This window comes from Kocuria sp. CH-021 (genome assembly GCF_049716185.1).
GTDB lineage: Bacteria > Actinomycetota > Actinomycetes > Actinomycetales > Micrococcaceae > Kocuria > Kocuria cellulosilytica.
Map to the genome: position 1 here is coordinate 91,685 of NZ_JBNAFK010000015.1, position 14,903 is coordinate 106,587.

The 14,903-nt window shown below is 71.1% G+C and carries 10 protein-coding genes; 1 reads left to right on the plus strand and 9 read right to left on the minus strand.

Features of this window, described 5'->3' with window-relative positions:
- Positions 1 to 12 precede the first annotated feature (12 nt).
- The 7 genes from gcl to ACPYN7_RS12820 form a co-directional block, all read right to left on the minus strand.
- On the minus strand, positions 13 to 1,788 hold the full coding sequence (gcl, locus tag ACPYN7_RS12790) for a glyoxylate carboligase (protein WP_058873131.1): 1,776 nt from the start codon (positions 1,786 to 1,788) through the stop codon (positions 13 to 15).
- Between the two features lie 64 nt (positions 1,789 to 1,852).
- Positions 1,853 to 2,737, minus strand: coding sequence for a 2-hydroxy-3-oxopropionate reductase (locus ACPYN7_RS12795; RefSeq protein ID WP_058873132.1), 885 nt, complete (start codon positions 2,735 to 2,737; stop codon positions 1,853 to 1,855).
- A 76-nt stretch (positions 2,738 to 2,813) separates the two neighbouring features.
- Positions 2,814 to 3,620 carry a hydroxypyruvate isomerase family protein gene (locus ACPYN7_RS12800; protein ID WP_424347896.1) on the minus strand — a complete coding sequence of 269 codons (807 nt, stop codon included), beginning with the start codon at positions 3,618 to 3,620 and terminating at the stop codon, positions 2,814 to 2,816.
- A 232-nt stretch (positions 3,621 to 3,852) separates the two neighbouring features.
- Positions 3,853 to 4,674 (minus strand): bifunctional allantoicase/(S)-ureidoglycine aminohydrolase, encoded by an 822-nt coding sequence (locus ACPYN7_RS12805; RefSeq protein ID WP_424347897.1) that lies wholly within the window; start codon positions 4,672 to 4,674, stop codon positions 3,853 to 3,855.
- Positions 4,671 to 6,017: a DUF6986 family protein gene (locus ACPYN7_RS12810; RefSeq protein ID WP_424347898.1), complete on the minus strand. Its 1,347-nt coding sequence runs from the start codon at positions 6,015 to 6,017 to the stop codon at positions 4,671 to 4,673. Before ACPYN7_RS12810 ends, ACPYN7_RS12805 begins: the two co-directional genes overlap by 4 nt.
- Complete coding sequence (aceB, locus tag ACPYN7_RS12815; protein WP_424347899.1) at positions 6,014 to 7,642, minus strand: malate synthase A; 1,629 nt, start codon at positions 7,640 to 7,642, stop codon at positions 6,014 to 6,016. Before aceB ends, ACPYN7_RS12810 begins: the two co-directional genes overlap by 4 nt.
- Positions 7,643 to 7,710: 68 nt before the next feature.
- Positions 7,711 to 9,126 (minus strand): NAD-dependent malic enzyme, encoded by a 1,416-nt coding sequence (locus tag ACPYN7_RS12820; protein WP_424347900.1) that lies wholly within the window; start codon positions 9,124 to 9,126, stop codon positions 7,711 to 7,713.
- 183 nt (positions 9,127 to 9,309) lie between these two features.
- Here ACPYN7_RS12820 and ACPYN7_RS12825 point away from each other — a divergent pair, with 183 nt between their 5' ends.
- Complete coding sequence (locus tag ACPYN7_RS12825; RefSeq protein WP_424347901.1) at positions 9,310 to 10,083, plus strand: IclR family transcriptional regulator; 774 nt, start codon at positions 9,310 to 9,312, stop codon at positions 10,081 to 10,083.
- A 78-nt stretch (positions 10,084 to 10,161) separates the two neighbouring features.
- Here the strand turns inward: ACPYN7_RS12825 and aceE are convergent, their stop codons facing one another.
- Positions 10,162 to 12,882, minus strand: a complete 2,721-nt coding sequence (gene aceE, locus ACPYN7_RS12830; RefSeq protein ID WP_424347904.1) for a pyruvate dehydrogenase (acetyl-transferring), homodimeric type — start codon at positions 12,880 to 12,882, stop codon at positions 10,162 to 10,164.
- Between the two features lie 172 nt (positions 12,883 to 13,054).
- Positions 13,055 to 14,614, minus strand: coding sequence for a nucleobase:cation symporter-2 family protein (locus tag ACPYN7_RS12835; RefSeq protein WP_424347902.1), 1,560 nt, complete (start codon positions 14,612 to 14,614; stop codon positions 13,055 to 13,057).
- Positions 14,615 to 14,903: the final 289 nt, after the last annotated feature.

Below are 14,903 nucleotides of genomic sequence, written 5' to 3' on the forward strand. Positions count from 1 at the left end.
TGCGGACGGGGATCAGTCGAGCAGGGCGATCGCGGTCGGGGCGTCCGCGCCGCGGGCGGCGAGCTCCTCGAACTCGACCACGTTGTCGATCTCGGTCCCCATGGAGATGTTGGTGACCTTCTCCAGGATGACCTCCACGACCACGGGCACCCGGTGCTCCTCCAGGAGGGCGCCGGCCTGGTCGAAGGCCTCCCGCAGCTTCTCGGGGTCGGTCACGCGCAGGGCCTTGCAGCCTAGGCCCTCCACGACCTTCAGGTGGTCCACCCCGTAGCCCTGGGTCTCCGGGGAGTTGATGTTCTCGAACGCCAGGGAGACGTTCTGCTCCATCTTGAACCCTCTCTGGGACTGGCGGATCAGGCCCAGGTAGGAATTGTTCACCACCACGTGGATGTAGGGAAGGTTGAACTGCGCCCCGACGGCCAGCTCCTCGATCATGAACTGGAAGTCGTAGTCGCCGGAGAGGGCTACCACGGTGGCCTCGGGCTTGCCCCGGACGACGCCGAGGGCGGCGGGCCCGGTCCAGCCCAGGGGGCCCGCCTGGCCGGCGTTGATCCACTGGCGGGGGCCGTGCACGTGCAGGAACTGGCCGCCGGCGATCTGGGAGAGCCCGATCGTGGAGACGTAGGTGACGTCCGTGCCGAAGACGGAGTTCATCTCCTCGTAGACGCGCTGCGGCTTGACCGGGACCTGCGTGAAGTGCGTCTTGCGCTGCATGGAGCCCTTGCGCTGGGCGCAGTCCTTGACCCACACGGACCAGTCCGGCACGGCGAACCGCTCCTTCCGCTCCCGGGCGACCTCGAGGAGGACCTCCAGGGCCGCGCCGGCGTCGGAGACGATGCCGAGGTCGGGGGAGAAGACGCGCCCGATCTGGGTGGGCTCGATGTCGATGTGCACGAACGTGCGGCCCCGGGTGTAGGTGTCCAGGCCGCCGGTGTGCCGGTTGGCCCAGCGGTTGCCGATGCCGAGCACGAAGTCGGACTCCAGGAACGTCGCGTTGCCGTAGCGGTGGGAGGTCTGCAGCCCCACCATCCCGGCCATCAGCGGGTGGTCGTCCGGGATGGCGCCCCAGCCCATGAGGGTCGGGATCACCGGCACGTCCAGCAGCTCGGCGAGCTCGACCAGCTGCGCGGAGGCGTCGGCGTTGATGATGCCGCCGCCGGCCACGATGAGCGGGCGCTGGGCGGAGGAGAGCATGTCCAGGACCTTCTCGGCCTGCGCGCGGGTCGCCGCGGGGCGGTGCACGGCCAGGGGCTCGTAGACGTCGATGTCGAACTCGATCTCGGCGAGCTGCACGTCCAGGGGGAGGTCCAGCAGCACTGGTCCGGGCCGGCCCGAGCGCATGAGGTAGAAGGCCTTCTGGAACGCCCCGGGCACCTGGCCCGGCTCCAGCACCGTCATGGCCATCTTGGTGACCGGCGCGGCGATCGTGGAGATGTCCACGGCCTGGAAGTCCTCCTTGTGCAGCTTGGCCACGGGGGCCTGGCCGGTGATGCACAGGATCGGGACGGAGTCCGCCCACGCGGCGTAGAGGCCGGTGATCATGTCGGTGCCGGCGGGACCGGACGTGCCCACGCAGATCCCGATGTTGCCGGGGGCGGCGCGGGTGTAGCCGTCGGCCATGTGCGAGGCGCCCTCGACGTGCCGGGCGAGGGTGTGCCGGATGCCGCCGTGGGCGCGCATCGCGGAGTAGAACGGGTTGATGGCGGCGCCGGGCAGGCCGAAGGCCTCGGTGGCGCCCTCCTTCTCGAGGATGGCGACGACGGCGTCGACCGTGCGCATTCTGGCCATGATGAACTCCTTGGAAGCAGGACCCGGGATCGGGTCGGGAAGCGGTGGGGCGGGGTGGGGCAGGTCAGCGGCCGGAGCGGCCGGAGAGCTCCTCGACGAGCTTGAACAGACCCGAGTGGTCGAGTCCGCCGTCGCCCTTGTTGACGGTGGCGGCCACGAGCTGGGCGACGATGGCGCCGAGCGGCACGGCCACGCCGGCCTCGCGGGCGGCGGAGGTCACGATGCCCATGTCCTTGTGGTGCAGCTGCAGCCGGAAGCCCGGGTCGAAGTTGCGGTCCAGCATCTTCTGGCCCTTCTGGTCCAGGACCTTGGACCCGGCCAGGCCGCCGCCGAGGACCTTCAGCGCGGCGTCCGTGTCCACGCCGTAGGCCTCGAGGAAGACGACGGCCTCCGCGAGCAGCTGGATGTTGCCGGCCACGATCAGCTGGTTGGCGGCCTTGACGGTCTGCCCGGAGCCGGCGGGGCCCACGTGCACGATGGTCCTGCCGACGGCCTCGAGCACCGGGCGGGCGGCCTCGAAGTCCGCGGCCTCGCCGCCGACCATGATCGAGAGCACGGCGTCGACGGCGCCCTGCTCGCCGCCGGACACCGGGGCGTCCAGCGGGCGCAGGCCGTGCTCGACGGCCTCCCGCGACAGGCGGGCGGCGACGTCCGGGCGGATGGAGCTCGCGTCGATCCAGACGGTGCCCTTCGGGGCGTGGGCGAAGACGCCGTCCTCGCCGGTCACGACGCCCTCGACGTCCGGGGAGTCCGGGACCATCGTGATCACGACGTCGGCGTTCGCCACCGACTCGGCCACGCTGGACGCGCCCTGGCCGCCGGCCTCGACGAGCTGGTCGATCTTGTCCTGCGAGCGGTTGTAGCCGACGACGTCGTAGCCGGCCTTGACGAGGTTCTTGGCCATGGGCAGGCCCATGATGCCGAGTCCGATGACGGTGACGTTGGTCATGGTGGGAGTCCTCACTGTGGGGGCCCGTGCGGTGCGTGCGACGGGCGGTGGTGGCAGGAGCGGGGGAGGAGGGGCGTCAGGCGCCGGCGCGGGCGGCGGACCACGCCGAGGTCCAGGCGAAGGGGTCCTGCTGCGACGCCTTGTACTCGAGGCCCACCCAGCCGGTGTAGCCGAGCTCCCGGCTGCGCTCGACCCACTGCTGGAGCGGGAGCTCGCCGGTGCCGGGCTCGTTGCGGCCGGGGGCGTCGGCGATCTGGATGTGGCCGAAGTCCGCGGCGTGCTTCTCGATGACGGCGGCGACGTCGTCGCCGTTGACCGACAGGTGGTAGAAGTCGGCGAGCAGCCTGATGTTGTCCGCGCCGGCCTGCTGGACCTTCGCGATGACGTCGAGGGCGTCCTGGGCGGTCTTCAGGGGGTAGGCCTCGGTGCCGGAGACGGGTTCCAGCAGCACGGTCCCGCCGATCCGGGCCACGCCCTCCGCGGCGGCCACGAGGTTGCGCACCGCCAGCTCGTCCTGGGCCTCCGGGGAGTGCTCGGGCCGGCGGTTGCCGTAGAGGGCGTTGAAGGCCCTGCACCCGGTGCGCTCGCCGATCGCGGCGACCACGGCGACGTTGTCCTTGAACTCGTCGCAGCGGCCCTTCCAGGACACGAGTCCCCGGTCCCCGCCCGGCATGTCGCCGGCGTTGAAGTTCAGCCCGCTCAGCTGCACCCCGGCGTCCCGGATCGCGTCCACGAAGGCGTCGACGTCGCGGTCCGCGGGCACGGACTCGGCGAAGGGCCACCAGAACTCGACCGCGTCGAAGCCGGCGGCCTTCGCCGCGGCCGGCCGCTCGAGCAGGGGCAGGTCGGTGAGAAGGATGGAGCAGTTCACGGTGTAGGACATCTGGATCCTCCTGGTTCGCACGGGACCCCCACTTATTTCGAGATGTGGAAGTCGGCTTCTGTCTTATGAAACAGCGTACGGCCCGCTGTGATGCAGGTCAATCCCTTATTGGAAACATTATTTCGGCATGTGGAAACACTGGGGGAGGGTCGGATGGCATGGGAGGACCCCGTGCCGCCGCGGTGGCAGGGCGGCACGGGGTCCGGTCGGTGGGGACGGGATCGCCGTCCGGTCAGCGCAGCTTCATCTGCCGGTTGACGTCCTTGTAGAGGAGGTACCGGAAGCGGCCGGGCCCGCCCGCGTAGCAGGCCTGGGGGCAGAACGCCCGCAGCCACATGAAGTCGCCGGCCTCCACCTCGACCCAGTCCTGGTTGAGCCGGTAGACGGCCTTGCCCTCGAGGACGTAGAGCCCGTGCTCCATGACGTGGGTCTCGGCGAAGGGGATCACCGCGCCCGGCTCAAAGGTCACGATCGTCACGTGCATGTCGTACCGGACGTCGTCCGGGTCCACGAAGCGGGTGGTCGCCCACTTGCCGTCGGTCCCCGGCATGGCCGTCGGCTCGACCTCCTGCTCGTTGGTGACGAACGGCTCCGGCACCTCGATGCCCTGCACGTACTCGTAGGCCTTGCGGATCCAGTGCAGACGGGCGGGTTCCCCGCCGGGATTGCGCACGGTCCACTCGCACTCCGGCGGGAGGAACGCGTAGCCGCCGGGGGAGAGCTCGTGCTCCTCCCCGTCGACGGTCAGGACGAGCGCACCCTCCATGAGGAAGAGCACGCCCTCCACGCCGGACTCCGTCTCGGGCCGGTCGCTGCCGCCGCCGGGGCCGACCTCCACGATGTACTGCGAGAAGGTCTCCGCGAAGCCGGACAGGGGCCGCGCGAGCACCCAGACCCGGGTGTCCTCCCAGAACGGGAGCCGGCTGGTGACGATGTCCCGCATGGTCCCGCGCGGGATCACCGCGTAGGCCTCCGTGAACATCGCCCGGTCCGTGAGCAGCTGGGTCTGGTCGGGGTGGCCGCCGTGCGGTGCGTGGTAGGTGGTCTCGGTCATCTGAAGTCGCCTCCGGTGGTCGATGCGGCCGGTGCCGCGGCCTTGGGATGGGCCAGAGAGAAGAGCTCGTGCTCGCCGATGCCGGCGCTCTGCTCGAGCTCCTCCCCGGAGATCGCGCCGCACAGCACGCCGCGGTGGACGAAGCGGGCCAGGGCGCGGGCCGTGGCGGGCTCGTCCATGATCTCCGACTCGATGCCGTGCACGTAGTTCTTCAACCGCAGCGCCGCCGGGGGGAAGCCCTCGCGGTAGAAGAAGTACGTGGCGAGGTAGCGGGTGGGCAGCTGGTGCGCGTGCAGGTCCCAGCCCTGGTAGTAGCCCCGCTCCAGGGAGCGGCGCACCAGGCGGGCGTGCAGCCGCCAGGCGGCCAGCTTCTGCTGCTCGTTCCCGGTGGGCAGGATGTTCGTGGAGCCGTCGGAGAGCCGCACCCCGGTGCCGGCCACGGCGACCTGCATGACGGCCTTGGCGTGGTCGGCGGCCGGGTGCTCCATGGACTGGTACTGGGCGGCGATCTGCAGGGAGTCGGAGTAGTCGTAGGTCCCGTAGTGCAGGGCCTCGACCCGTCCGTCCGTCCGGTGGAGCATCGCTGGGATGGGGCAGGCGCCGTCGGCTCCCAGGATCATCGGGGCGGTCTCCATCTGCACCTCGAAGCGCAGCCGCCCGGCGGGCAGACCGAGTCCCGCCTCGAGCTGTTCGCAGGCCTCGACCATGACGTCGACCTGCTCCGGGGTGCTCACTTTGGGCAGGGTGAGCACGAGGCCGCGGGGGAGGCCGTCCTCGCTGTGCCCGGCCTCCCGCAGTCCGCCCTCGTGCACCAGGGTGGTGACGAACAGGTCGAGCGTGCGCAGCCCGCGGTCCCGGGTGGCGGCCTCGAAGCACTTGAAACGGATCCCGATGTACGGCGGCGCGGTGCCCTCCCGGACGGCCAGGGCCACGGTGTGCGCCGCGCGCACGGCCCACTCGTCCTCCTCCTCGTCCCCGCGGTCGCCGAAGCCGTCCTCGAAGTCCAGACGGACGTCCTCGATGGGCTCGGTGGCGAGCTTGTGCTCGACCGCTCGGACCACCCGGTCGACCAGGCCGGGGTCGGCACCCTCGGGAGCGACCTGCGCCGCGAGGGAGGCAGCTCCGAGCCCGGCCACGGCCTCGGCGGCGCGCTCTCCCCACTGCCGGGCGGTCGCCGGGGTGAAGCTGTCGGCGGGGAGGTAGACGGTGTGCACCGGCTGGCGTGTCCCCGGGTCCCCCGGATAGGACCGCCGGAGCAGCTCGTCGGTGCCGGCCAGCCGCTCGGCGGCGCGCTGCCGGAAGGCCGTGCCCAGCGTCCCGGCGCCCTGGTCGTCGGCGCTCACTTCGTGGCCACCCGGTCGCGGCCGGACTGCTCGAGCAGCTCGTAGGCGGGCAGGGTGAGGAAGTCGACGTAGTCCTCGCCCAGCACCAGGTCGGCGATCAGGGCGGCCGCGGGCTCGAAGTGCGCCTCGTAGGACTCCTGGTCGACCTCGCCGCGAAGAACCTCCTTCTGCCGCTGGAGCTCCTCGGCGACGAGCTCACGGGTCGCGCTGTTGCCGGTGTCCTCGTAGATCACGCCGTTGCGGATCTGCTGCCAGATCTGCGAGCGGGAGATCTCGGCGGTGGCTGCGTCCTCCATGAGGTTGTGGATGGCCACGGCTCCGTTGCCGGACAGCCACACCGCGGTGTAGCGGATCGCCACGTAGAGGTTGGCCGCGAGCTCCTGCTGGGTGCTCACCCGCCCGGCGCTGGCGACATCGAGCAGCTGCTCGGCGCTCACCTGCACGTCCTCGCGCAGCCGGTCCACCTGGTTGGGTCGCTCGCCGAGGACCCGGTCGAAGACCTCCCGGCACGTCGGGACGAGGTCTGGGTGGGCCACCCAGGACCCGTCGAAGCCGTCCTCGGCCTCGCGGGTCTTGTCCGCGCGCACCTTGGCGAACGCGGCCTCGGTGGCCTCCTGGTCCCGGCGGTTCGGGATGACGGCGGCCATGCCGCCCATCGCGAAGGCGCCGCGGCGGTGGCAGGTCCGCACGAGCAGCTCGGTGTAGGCGCGCATCAGCGGGGCGGTCATGGTGATGGTGGAGCGGTCCGCCAGGACGAACTTCTCACCGGCGTCCCGGAAGTACTTGATGATGCTGAACAGGTAGTCCCAGCGCCCTGCGTTGAGCCCGGAGGCGTGCTCGCGCAGCTCCCAGAGGATCTCTTCCATCTGGAAGGCCGCGGGGATCGTCTCGATGAGCACGGTCGCCCGGATCGTGCCGTGCTCGATGCCCAGGTGCTCCTCGGCGAACGTGAACACGTCGTTCCACAGCCGGGCCTCGAGGTGGGACTCCAGCTTCGGCAGGTAGTAGTACGGTCCGTGCCCGTTGGCCAGCAGGAGCTTCGCGGTGTGGAAGAAGTGCAGGCCGAAGTCCACGAGCGCGCCGGCGGCCGGCTGCCCGTCCACGGTGACGTTGTGCTCGGGCAGGTGCCAGCCGCGGGGCCGGGTGACGACCACGGCGAGCGGGACGTCCTGGCGCAGCGCGTACTGTTTGCCCTCCGGGGACGTGAAGCTCAGGGTGCCCCGGGCGGCGTCGCGCAGGTTGAGGACGCCGTCCACCTGGTTGTGCCACGTGGGGCTCGAGGCGTCCTCGAGGTCGGCGAGCCAGACCTTGGCCCCGGAGTTCAGCGCGTTGATCGCCATCTTGGCCGGCGAGGCGGGCCCGGTCATCTCGACCCGGCGGTCCTGCAGGGCCGGCGGCGCCGGGGCGACCGTCCAGTCCCCCTCGCGGATCTCCCGGGTCTCCGGGAGGAAGTCGAGGGCGCCGGTCTCGGCGGCCCGGCGGCGGTTCTGCTCCCGGGCGCCGAGCAGCTCGGCGCGGCGGTCGGCGAAGTTCTGGTGCAGGGCCTCCACGAAGGAGAGGGCCTCGGCGGTGAGGATCTCGCTCGCGCGGTCCAGGCCGGCTGGGGTGGTGAACTCGATGGCCATGGTGGTCTCCGTTCGGTGCTGGGTTCGGTGGGCGTCGCGGCCCGTGGTGCGGACTCGGTGCCGCGCTGCTAGCGGGCGGCCACCGGCGCGAGCTGGCGGGTGTCCTGCTGGGCCGCCTGCTGCACGGCCTCGGCCACGGCCGGTGCCACGTGCTGGTCGAAGACACTGGGGACGATGTAGCTCGCGTTGAGCTCGTCCTCGGCCACGCAGTCCGCGATGGCCTGCGCGGCGGCGACCAGCATGTCGGTGGTGATGTCGGATGCCCCGGCGTCGAGCAGGCCGCGGAACAGGCCCGGGAAGGCCAGGACGTTGTTGATCTGGTTCGGGAAGTCCGAGCGGCCGGTCGCGACCACCGCGGCGTGCTCCGCGGCGACGCCCGGATCGATCTCGGGGTCAGGATTGGCCATGGCGAAGACGATCGCGCGGTCGTTCATGGCGGCCACGTCGGCCCCGTCGAGCAGGTCGGGGGCGGAGACGCCGATGAAGACGTCGCTGCCCACCACGGCCTCCTTGAGCGAGCCGGAGAACCCGGTCTCGTTGGTGTTCTCGGCGATCCACTGCCGGTGCGGGTCGTCGTAGCTCTCCCCGCGGTGGATGGCGCCCTTGCGGGAGCAGGCAATGATGTCCTGCACCCCCTGGGCCTTGAGCAGCTGGATGATGGCGTGCCCTGCGGCGCCCACCCCGGAGACCACGACCTTGACGTCGCCGATCTGCTTGTCCACCACGCGCAGGGCGTTGAACAGCGCTGCCAGGGCCACGATCGCGGTGCCGTGCTGGTCGTCGTGGAAGACGGGGATGTCGAGCTCCTCGCGGAGCCGGGCCTCGATCTCGAAGCAGCGCGGGGCCGCGATGTCCTCGAGGTTGATCCCGCCGTAGACGGGGGCCATGGCCTTGACGATCCGCACGATCTCGTCGGTGTCCGTCGTGTCGAGGCAGACCGGCCAGGCGTCCACGCCGGCGAACGCCTTGAACAGGGCCGCCTTGCCCTCCATGACCGGCAGGGCGGCGGCGGGGCCGATGTCGCCCAGCCCGAGCACCGCGGTGCCGTCGGTGACCACGGCCACCGTGTTGCGCTTGATCGTCAGCCGCCGGGCGTCCTCGGGGTTGTCGTGGATGGCCATGCACACCCGGGCCACGCCGGGGGTGTAGGCGCGGGAGAGGTCGTCACGGTTGCGCAGCGAGACGCGGGGGGTGACCTCGATCTTGCCGCCGAGGTGGATCAGGAACGTGCGGTCGCTGATCTTGCGCACCCGGACTCCGTCGAGCGCCTCGAGGGAGTCGCGCACCTCGTCGCGGTGGGATGCGTCGGAGACGTTGCAGCTGACGTCGACGACGACGTGGTCTGCGTGGGACTCCACGATGTCGAGGGCGGTCACGGCCGCGCCGGCCCGAGCGGCCGCGGTGGCGAGCTCGCTGGTGACGGTGAGGCCGGCCGGGGCCTGTACACGCAGGATCATCGAGTAGCCGGGACTGGGCGTGGCCATGGTTCCTCCAAGAGCGGTGGTGCGACCATTTCAGTCGCATTGTGGAATGAAACTTTCGTATTATGGATATTATGGGAGTCGGCCGAGGTTGGCAAGGAACTTTCGTGACACTTGTCACGGGGCCGGCCGCCGAGATCTCGCCCGCCGCACGAGGCGGCCGGGCCGTACCGACGGGAGATGGCCATGACCACGACGACCACACGAGCCGGTTCGGGTGGTGTGCAATCGGTGGAGCGCGTTTTCGAGCTTCTCGAGGTGATCACCGCGGCAGGTGGGGACATGTCGCTGAGCGAGCTCTCCGCCGCCGTGAAGCTCCCACTGCCCACCATCCACCGGCTGCTCCGCACGCTGGTGCCCTCCGGCTACGTCCGCCAGCTCCCCAACCGGAACTATGCGCTGGGCCCGAGGCTGATCCTGCTGGGGGAGGCCGCCGGGCGCCAGTTCGGTTCGGCGGCCCGCACGCGGCTGGACGAGCTGGTGACCGAGCTCGGTGAGTCGGCGAACATGGCCGTGCTCGACGGCCAGGAGGTCGTCTACATCGCCCAGGCCCAGCCCAACCGGTCCATGCGCATGTTCACGGAGGTGGGCCGCCGGGCCGACACCCACGACACCGGTGTGGGCAAGGCCATGCTCGCCACCCTGCCGGACGAACGGGTCCGCGCCATCGTGGGCGCGGCGGGGATGTCCACGCCCACTCCCAAGAGCATCGGGACCCTCGAGGAGCTCTTCGCGGACCTCGACCGGATTCGGGAGCGCGGCTACGCGATCGACGACGAGGAGACCGAGCTCGGGGTGCGCTGCTACGCGATGGCGGTGCCCGGCGCCCCCACGCCCACGGCCATCTCCGTGTCGGGACCCGTGTCCCGGGTGGACGAGGACTTCGGCCGCCGGGCCGTGCCCGTGCTGCGCCGGGCCGCCGAGGCGATCGCGGCGGAGCTGATGCCCGGCTCGGCCTGAGACCCGCACGCACCGGCTGCGCCCGCTGCCCCTCGTGAGGGCGGCGGGCGCAGCCGTCGGGTGCCCGGTCCGTGCGGGTCAGGCGTCGCCGCCTGCGTTGCCGGTGGTGCCGGCGGTGACCTCGTCCAGGCGGTAGCGCTCGAACGCCCGGGCCGGGGCACCGGCATCCGCCTCCCCGCGGTCGGCGAGCATCTGCAGCGCCCGCACCACGATGGAGTGCACGTCCGTCCGGAACCAGCGCCGGGCCGCGGCGCGGGTGTCGGAGAACCCGAAGTCGTCGGCGCCCAGGGTCGCGAAGTCGTTCGGCAGGTACTGCCGGATGCGGTCCGGCAGCTCCGAGACGAAGTCCGTGGAGGCGATGACGGGACCCTCCGCCCCGGCGAGCTGCTGGGCCACGAACGGCACCCGGCGCGGTGCCCCCGGGGTGCGGAACGCGTCCCGCTCGGCGGCCAGGCCGTCGCGGCGCAGCTCGTTCCAGGAGGTCACCGACCACACGTCGGCGGAGACCCCCCAGTCCTCGGCCAGCACCTGCTGGGCCTGCAGGGCCCACGGCACCGACACGCCCGAGCCGAGCAGCTGGACCTTCGGCCCGGGGCGCTCGGAGCGGGCGACCCGGTGGATGCCGCGCACGATGCCCTCGACGTCCACGTCCTCCGGCTCGGCCGGCTGCTGGTACGGCTCGTTGTAGACCGTCAGGTAGTACATGACGTTCGGGTCCGCCGAGTCCGGGCCGTACATCTGCTCCAGCCCGTGCCGGACGATGTGGGCGATCTCGTAGCCGTAGGCCGGGTCGTAGCTGCGCACGGCCGGGTTCGTGCCCGCGAGCACGGGGGAGTGGCCGTCGGCGTGCTGGAGGCCCTCGCCGGTGAGCGTGGTGCGCCCGGCGGTGGCCCCGATGATGAACCCGCGGGTCATCTGGTCTGCGGCGGCCCAGAAGGAGTCGCCGGTGCGCTGGAAGCCGAACATCGAGTAGAAGATGTAGACCGGCACCATGGGCTCGCCCTGGGTGGCGTAGGAGGTGCCGGCGGCGGTGAAGGCCGCGACGGCGCCGGCCTCGTTGATCCCCGGGTGGAGCAGGACGCCCTGCGGGGACTCCTTGTAGGCGAGCATGAGCTCGCGGTCCACGGAGAGGTAGTTCTGCCCGTTGGGGTTGTAGATCTTCGCCGTGGGGAAGAAGGAGTCCATGCCGAAGGTCCGGGCTTCGTCGGGGACGATGGGCACGATCCGGTGGCCGAAGTCCTTGCTCCGCATCAGGTCCCGCAGCACGCGCACGAAGGCCATGGTGGTGGCCGCCATCTGCTTGCCGGAGCCCTTCTTGGCCGAGCGGTAGGCGTCGGCGTCGGGCAGCGCTACGGGGGCGTGTCCGGCCCGGCGGGAGGGCAGGCCGCCGCCCAGCTCCCGGCGCCGGGCCAGCAGGTACTGGATCTCCGGGGCGTCGGGGCCCGGGTGGTAGTACGGGGCGCCGTAGAGGTCGTCGTCGATCTGCTCGTCGGTGACCGGGATGCGCAGGTGGTCCCGGAAGGCCTTGAGGTCCTCCAGGGTCAGCTTCTTCATCTGGTGGGTCGCGTTGCGCGCCTCGAAGGAGGCGCCCAGGCCGTAGCCCTTCACCGTCATCGCGAGCACCACCGTCGGCTTGCCGCGGAACTCGGTGGCGGCACGGTAGGCCGCGTAGACCTTCCGGTAGTCGTGGCCCCCGCGCTTGAGGGCCCAGATCTCGTCGTCGGGCATGTCCGCGACGAGTTCCTTGGTCGTGGTGGACCGGCCGAAGAAGTGGTCGCGGACGAACCCGCCGGACTCCGCCTTGAAGGTCTGGTAGTCCCCGTCGAGGGTCTCGTTCATGATCCGCACGAGCTCGCCCGTCGTGTCGGCCGCCAGAAGCGGGTCCCACTCCCGTCCCCAGAGGACCTTCACGACGTTCCAGCCGGCGCCGCGGAAGAAGGCCTCCAGCTCCTGGACGATCTTGCCGTTGCCGCGCACCGGCCCGTCCAGGCGCTGCAGGTTGCAGTTGATGACGAAGGTGAGGTTGTCCAGCTTCTCGTTGGCGGCCAGCTGCAGCAGTCCGCGCGACTCGGGCTCGTCCATCTCGCCGTCGCCGAGGAACGCCCACACCTGCTGGTCGGAGGTGTCCTTGATGCCGCGGTGGTGCAGGTACCGGTTGAACTGGGCCTGGTAGATCGCGTTCATCGGGCCGATGCCCATGGACACGGTCGGGAACTGCCAGAAGTCGGGCATGGACCGCGGGTGCGGATAGGACGGGATGCCGTCGTTGCCCTTGGACTTTTCCTGCCGGAACCCGTCGAGCTGATCCTCGGTGAGCCGTCCCTCCAGGAACGCCCGGGCGTACATGCCAGGGGAGGCGTGGCCCTGGAAGAAGACCTGGTCCCCGCCGTCGGGATGGTCGGGGCCGCGGAAGAAGTGGTTGAAGCCGACCTCGTAGAGGGTGGCCGCGCCGGCGTAGGTGGAGATGTGCCCGCCCACGCCGATCTCGGGGCGCTGGGCCCGGTGCACCATCACCGCGGCGTTCCAGCGCAGCCAGCGGCGGTAGGTGCGCTCGATCTCCTCGTCACCGGGGAACTCCGGCTCCTGGTCCACGGGAATCGTGTTCACGTAGTCCGTGGTGACCAACGGCGCGGCCGGGCCCGCGGACCCGGGCCGTGGTGCCGACGACCGCAGGAGGTACTGCGTCCGCTCCCGCACCTGCTTCTCGACGAGGTTTTCGAACGAACCCAGCCACTGCGCGGCTGCGGCCGATGTGCTGTCCGGGGCGTCGGGAGTCGGCCGGTCGCGGTGTTCAACCATGTGCTCAGGGGTCACGTCAACTCTTTCTCAGTGGTCATGGGTGGAGAAAGTCATGGGTGGAGAAAGTCATGGGTGGAGAAAGTCAGGGGTGCGGGAGAGGCACGTCCGACCGGCCTCCCGCGGCGCCAGGATCTCCGGCGCCGCGGAAGACCGGTGGAGGTTCGCCGGCGGATCAGTGCGCGGACGAGCCGCCGGAGCCGTCCTGGGGCTTGCAGACCCTGGTGTCGATGATCTCGCCGGCGGCGGTGATGACGGGAACCTCGTTGCCGTCGCAGTCCACGAGCTTGCCGTTCCGGACGGTGTCGCCCTCCTGCAGGTGGTTCTGCAGGTGCTCGAGGCTCTCGTAGCGCACGGCGCGCACCGGGGCGTTGGCGAAGACGGAGCCCGTGCCCCTCGGCGGGTTGCCGGCGCGGAACTCGTTGAACAGGATGTTCAGCAGGATCGCCATCACGGCCGCCGAGCTGATGCCGGAGTGGAAGATCGTCTCGAACCAGGCCGGGAAGTTGGCGTAGACCTCGGGAACGGCGATCGGCAGCATGCCGAACCCGAGGGAGGTGGCCACGATGATCAGGTTGGCGCCGTTGCCGAAGTCCACCTTCGCCAGGGTGCGGATGCCGGAGGCGGCCACGCTGCCGAAGAGCACGATGCCGGCCCCGCCGAGCACGGGCGGCGGGACCGCCGCGACGACCCGGCCGAGGACCGGCAGCAGGCCCAGGGTCACGAGGATGAAGCCGCCGGCGGTGACCACGTAGCGGCTCTTGACGCCGGTGATGGCCACGAGCCCCACGTTCTGGGCGAAGGCGCTCTGGGTGAAGCCGTTGAAGAGGGGCGCCAGGGCGGAGGAGGCCATGTCCGCGCGGAGGCCGTCGGCGATGCGCTTCTTGCCGACCTTCGTGTCGACGATCTCGCCGACCGCGATGATGTCGGCGGTGGTCTCGGTGAGCGTCACGAGGATGACGATGAACATCGAGAGGATGGCCGCCACCTCGAACACGGGAGGACCGAAGGCCAGCGGCTGGGGAACGGCGAAGAAGTCACCGGTGAGCACCTGGCTGAAGTCCGCCATCCCCAGCGCCGCGGCAGCGGCCGTGCCGAGCACCAGGCCGATGAGGATGGAGAGCCGGGAGATGGCGGCGCTGCCCAGCTTGGAGAGCAGCATGATGATCAGCAGGGTCAGACCGGCCAGCCCGAGGTTGCCGACCGAGCCGTACTCGGGGGACTGCGCGTTGCCGCCCATGGCCCAGCGGGCGGCCACCGGGAACAGCGTGAGGCCGATGGCGGTGATCACCACGCCGGTGACGACCGGCGGGAAGAAGCGGATGATGCTCACGAAGAACGGGGTGATGAGGAAGCCGATGACGGAGGCGACGATGACGGCGCCGAACACGGCCTGGATGCCGCCGCCGCCCTGGACGATGGCGGTCATGGTGGCCACGCCGGCGAAGGAGGTGCCCTGCACGAGCGGCAGCTGCGAGCCGAAGAACCTGAGGCCCCAGGACTGCAGGATCGTGGCGAGGCCGCCCACGAAGAGGGAGGCCGCGATGAGCAGGCCCTGCTCCTGGGGCGTCATGCCGGCGACGCCGCCGATGATGAGGGGCGGCGCGATGATGCCGCCGTACATGGTGAGCACGTGCTGCAGGCCGTAGCCGAGGCTGGCGCCCGCGCCGAGGTACTCGTCCTCCGGGCGGGTGCGGGTGGTGGTGGGCGGCTCGGCGGTGCGTGACCTGGCCATGGTGTTCTCCTAGGGATCCTGGTGACGGGAGAGACCCGGTGCCGGCGTCGGGACGGAACCGGGGCGGAGCGAGGAGGTGGAGAGGTGCGCGATGCGCGGTGGGCGCCGCGGGGCGCCGAGCGAGCCGGCGGCGTGGGCGCCGCCCGCAGGAGGGTGCGGGGGTGGGGGGGGGGGGGGGCCCGCCCCCCCCGCCGCCCGGCCCGGCCCCCCCCCGGCCCCCCCCGGTTCCGCCCCGGCCCCTGTCCAGCGTGGCCGGTGCCCGGCCGGTAACCGGTGAGTTGGGCGCAGA

Bases quoted from the DNA above. Each gene is read 5' to 3' on its own strand.
- gcl (WP_058873131.1), bottom strand. From the start codon at position 1,788: ATGGCCAGAATGCGCACGGTCGACGCCGTCGTCGCCATCCTCGAGAAG.
- ACPYN7_RS12795 (WP_058873132.1), bottom strand. From the start codon at position 2,737: ATGACCAACGTCACCGTCATCGGACTCGGCATCATGGGCCTGCCCATG.
- ACPYN7_RS12800 (WP_424347896.1), bottom strand. From the start codon at position 3,620: ATGTCCTACACCGTGAACTGCTCCATCCTTCTCACCGACCTGCCCCTG.
- ACPYN7_RS12805 (WP_424347897.1), bottom strand. From the start codon at position 4,674: ATGACCGAGACCACCTACCACGCACCGCACGGCGGCCACCCCGACCAG.
- aceB (WP_424347899.1), bottom strand. From the start codon at position 7,642: ATGGCCATCGAGTTCACCACCCCAGCCGGCCTGGACCGCGCGAGCGAG.
- ACPYN7_RS12820 (WP_424347900.1), bottom strand. From the start codon at position 9,126: ATGGCCACGCCCAGTCCCGGCTACTCGATGATCCTGCGTGTACAGGCC.
- ACPYN7_RS12825 (WP_424347901.1), top strand. From the start codon at position 9,310: ATGACCACGACGACCACACGAGCCGGTTCGGGTGGTGTGCAATCGGTG.
- aceE (WP_424347904.1), bottom strand. From the start codon at position 12,882: ATGGTTGAACACCGCGACCGGCCGACTCCCGACGCCCCGGACAGCACA.
- ACPYN7_RS12835 (WP_424347902.1), bottom strand. From the start codon at position 14,614: ATGGCCAGGTCACGCACCGCCGAGCCGCCCACCACCACCCGCACCCGC.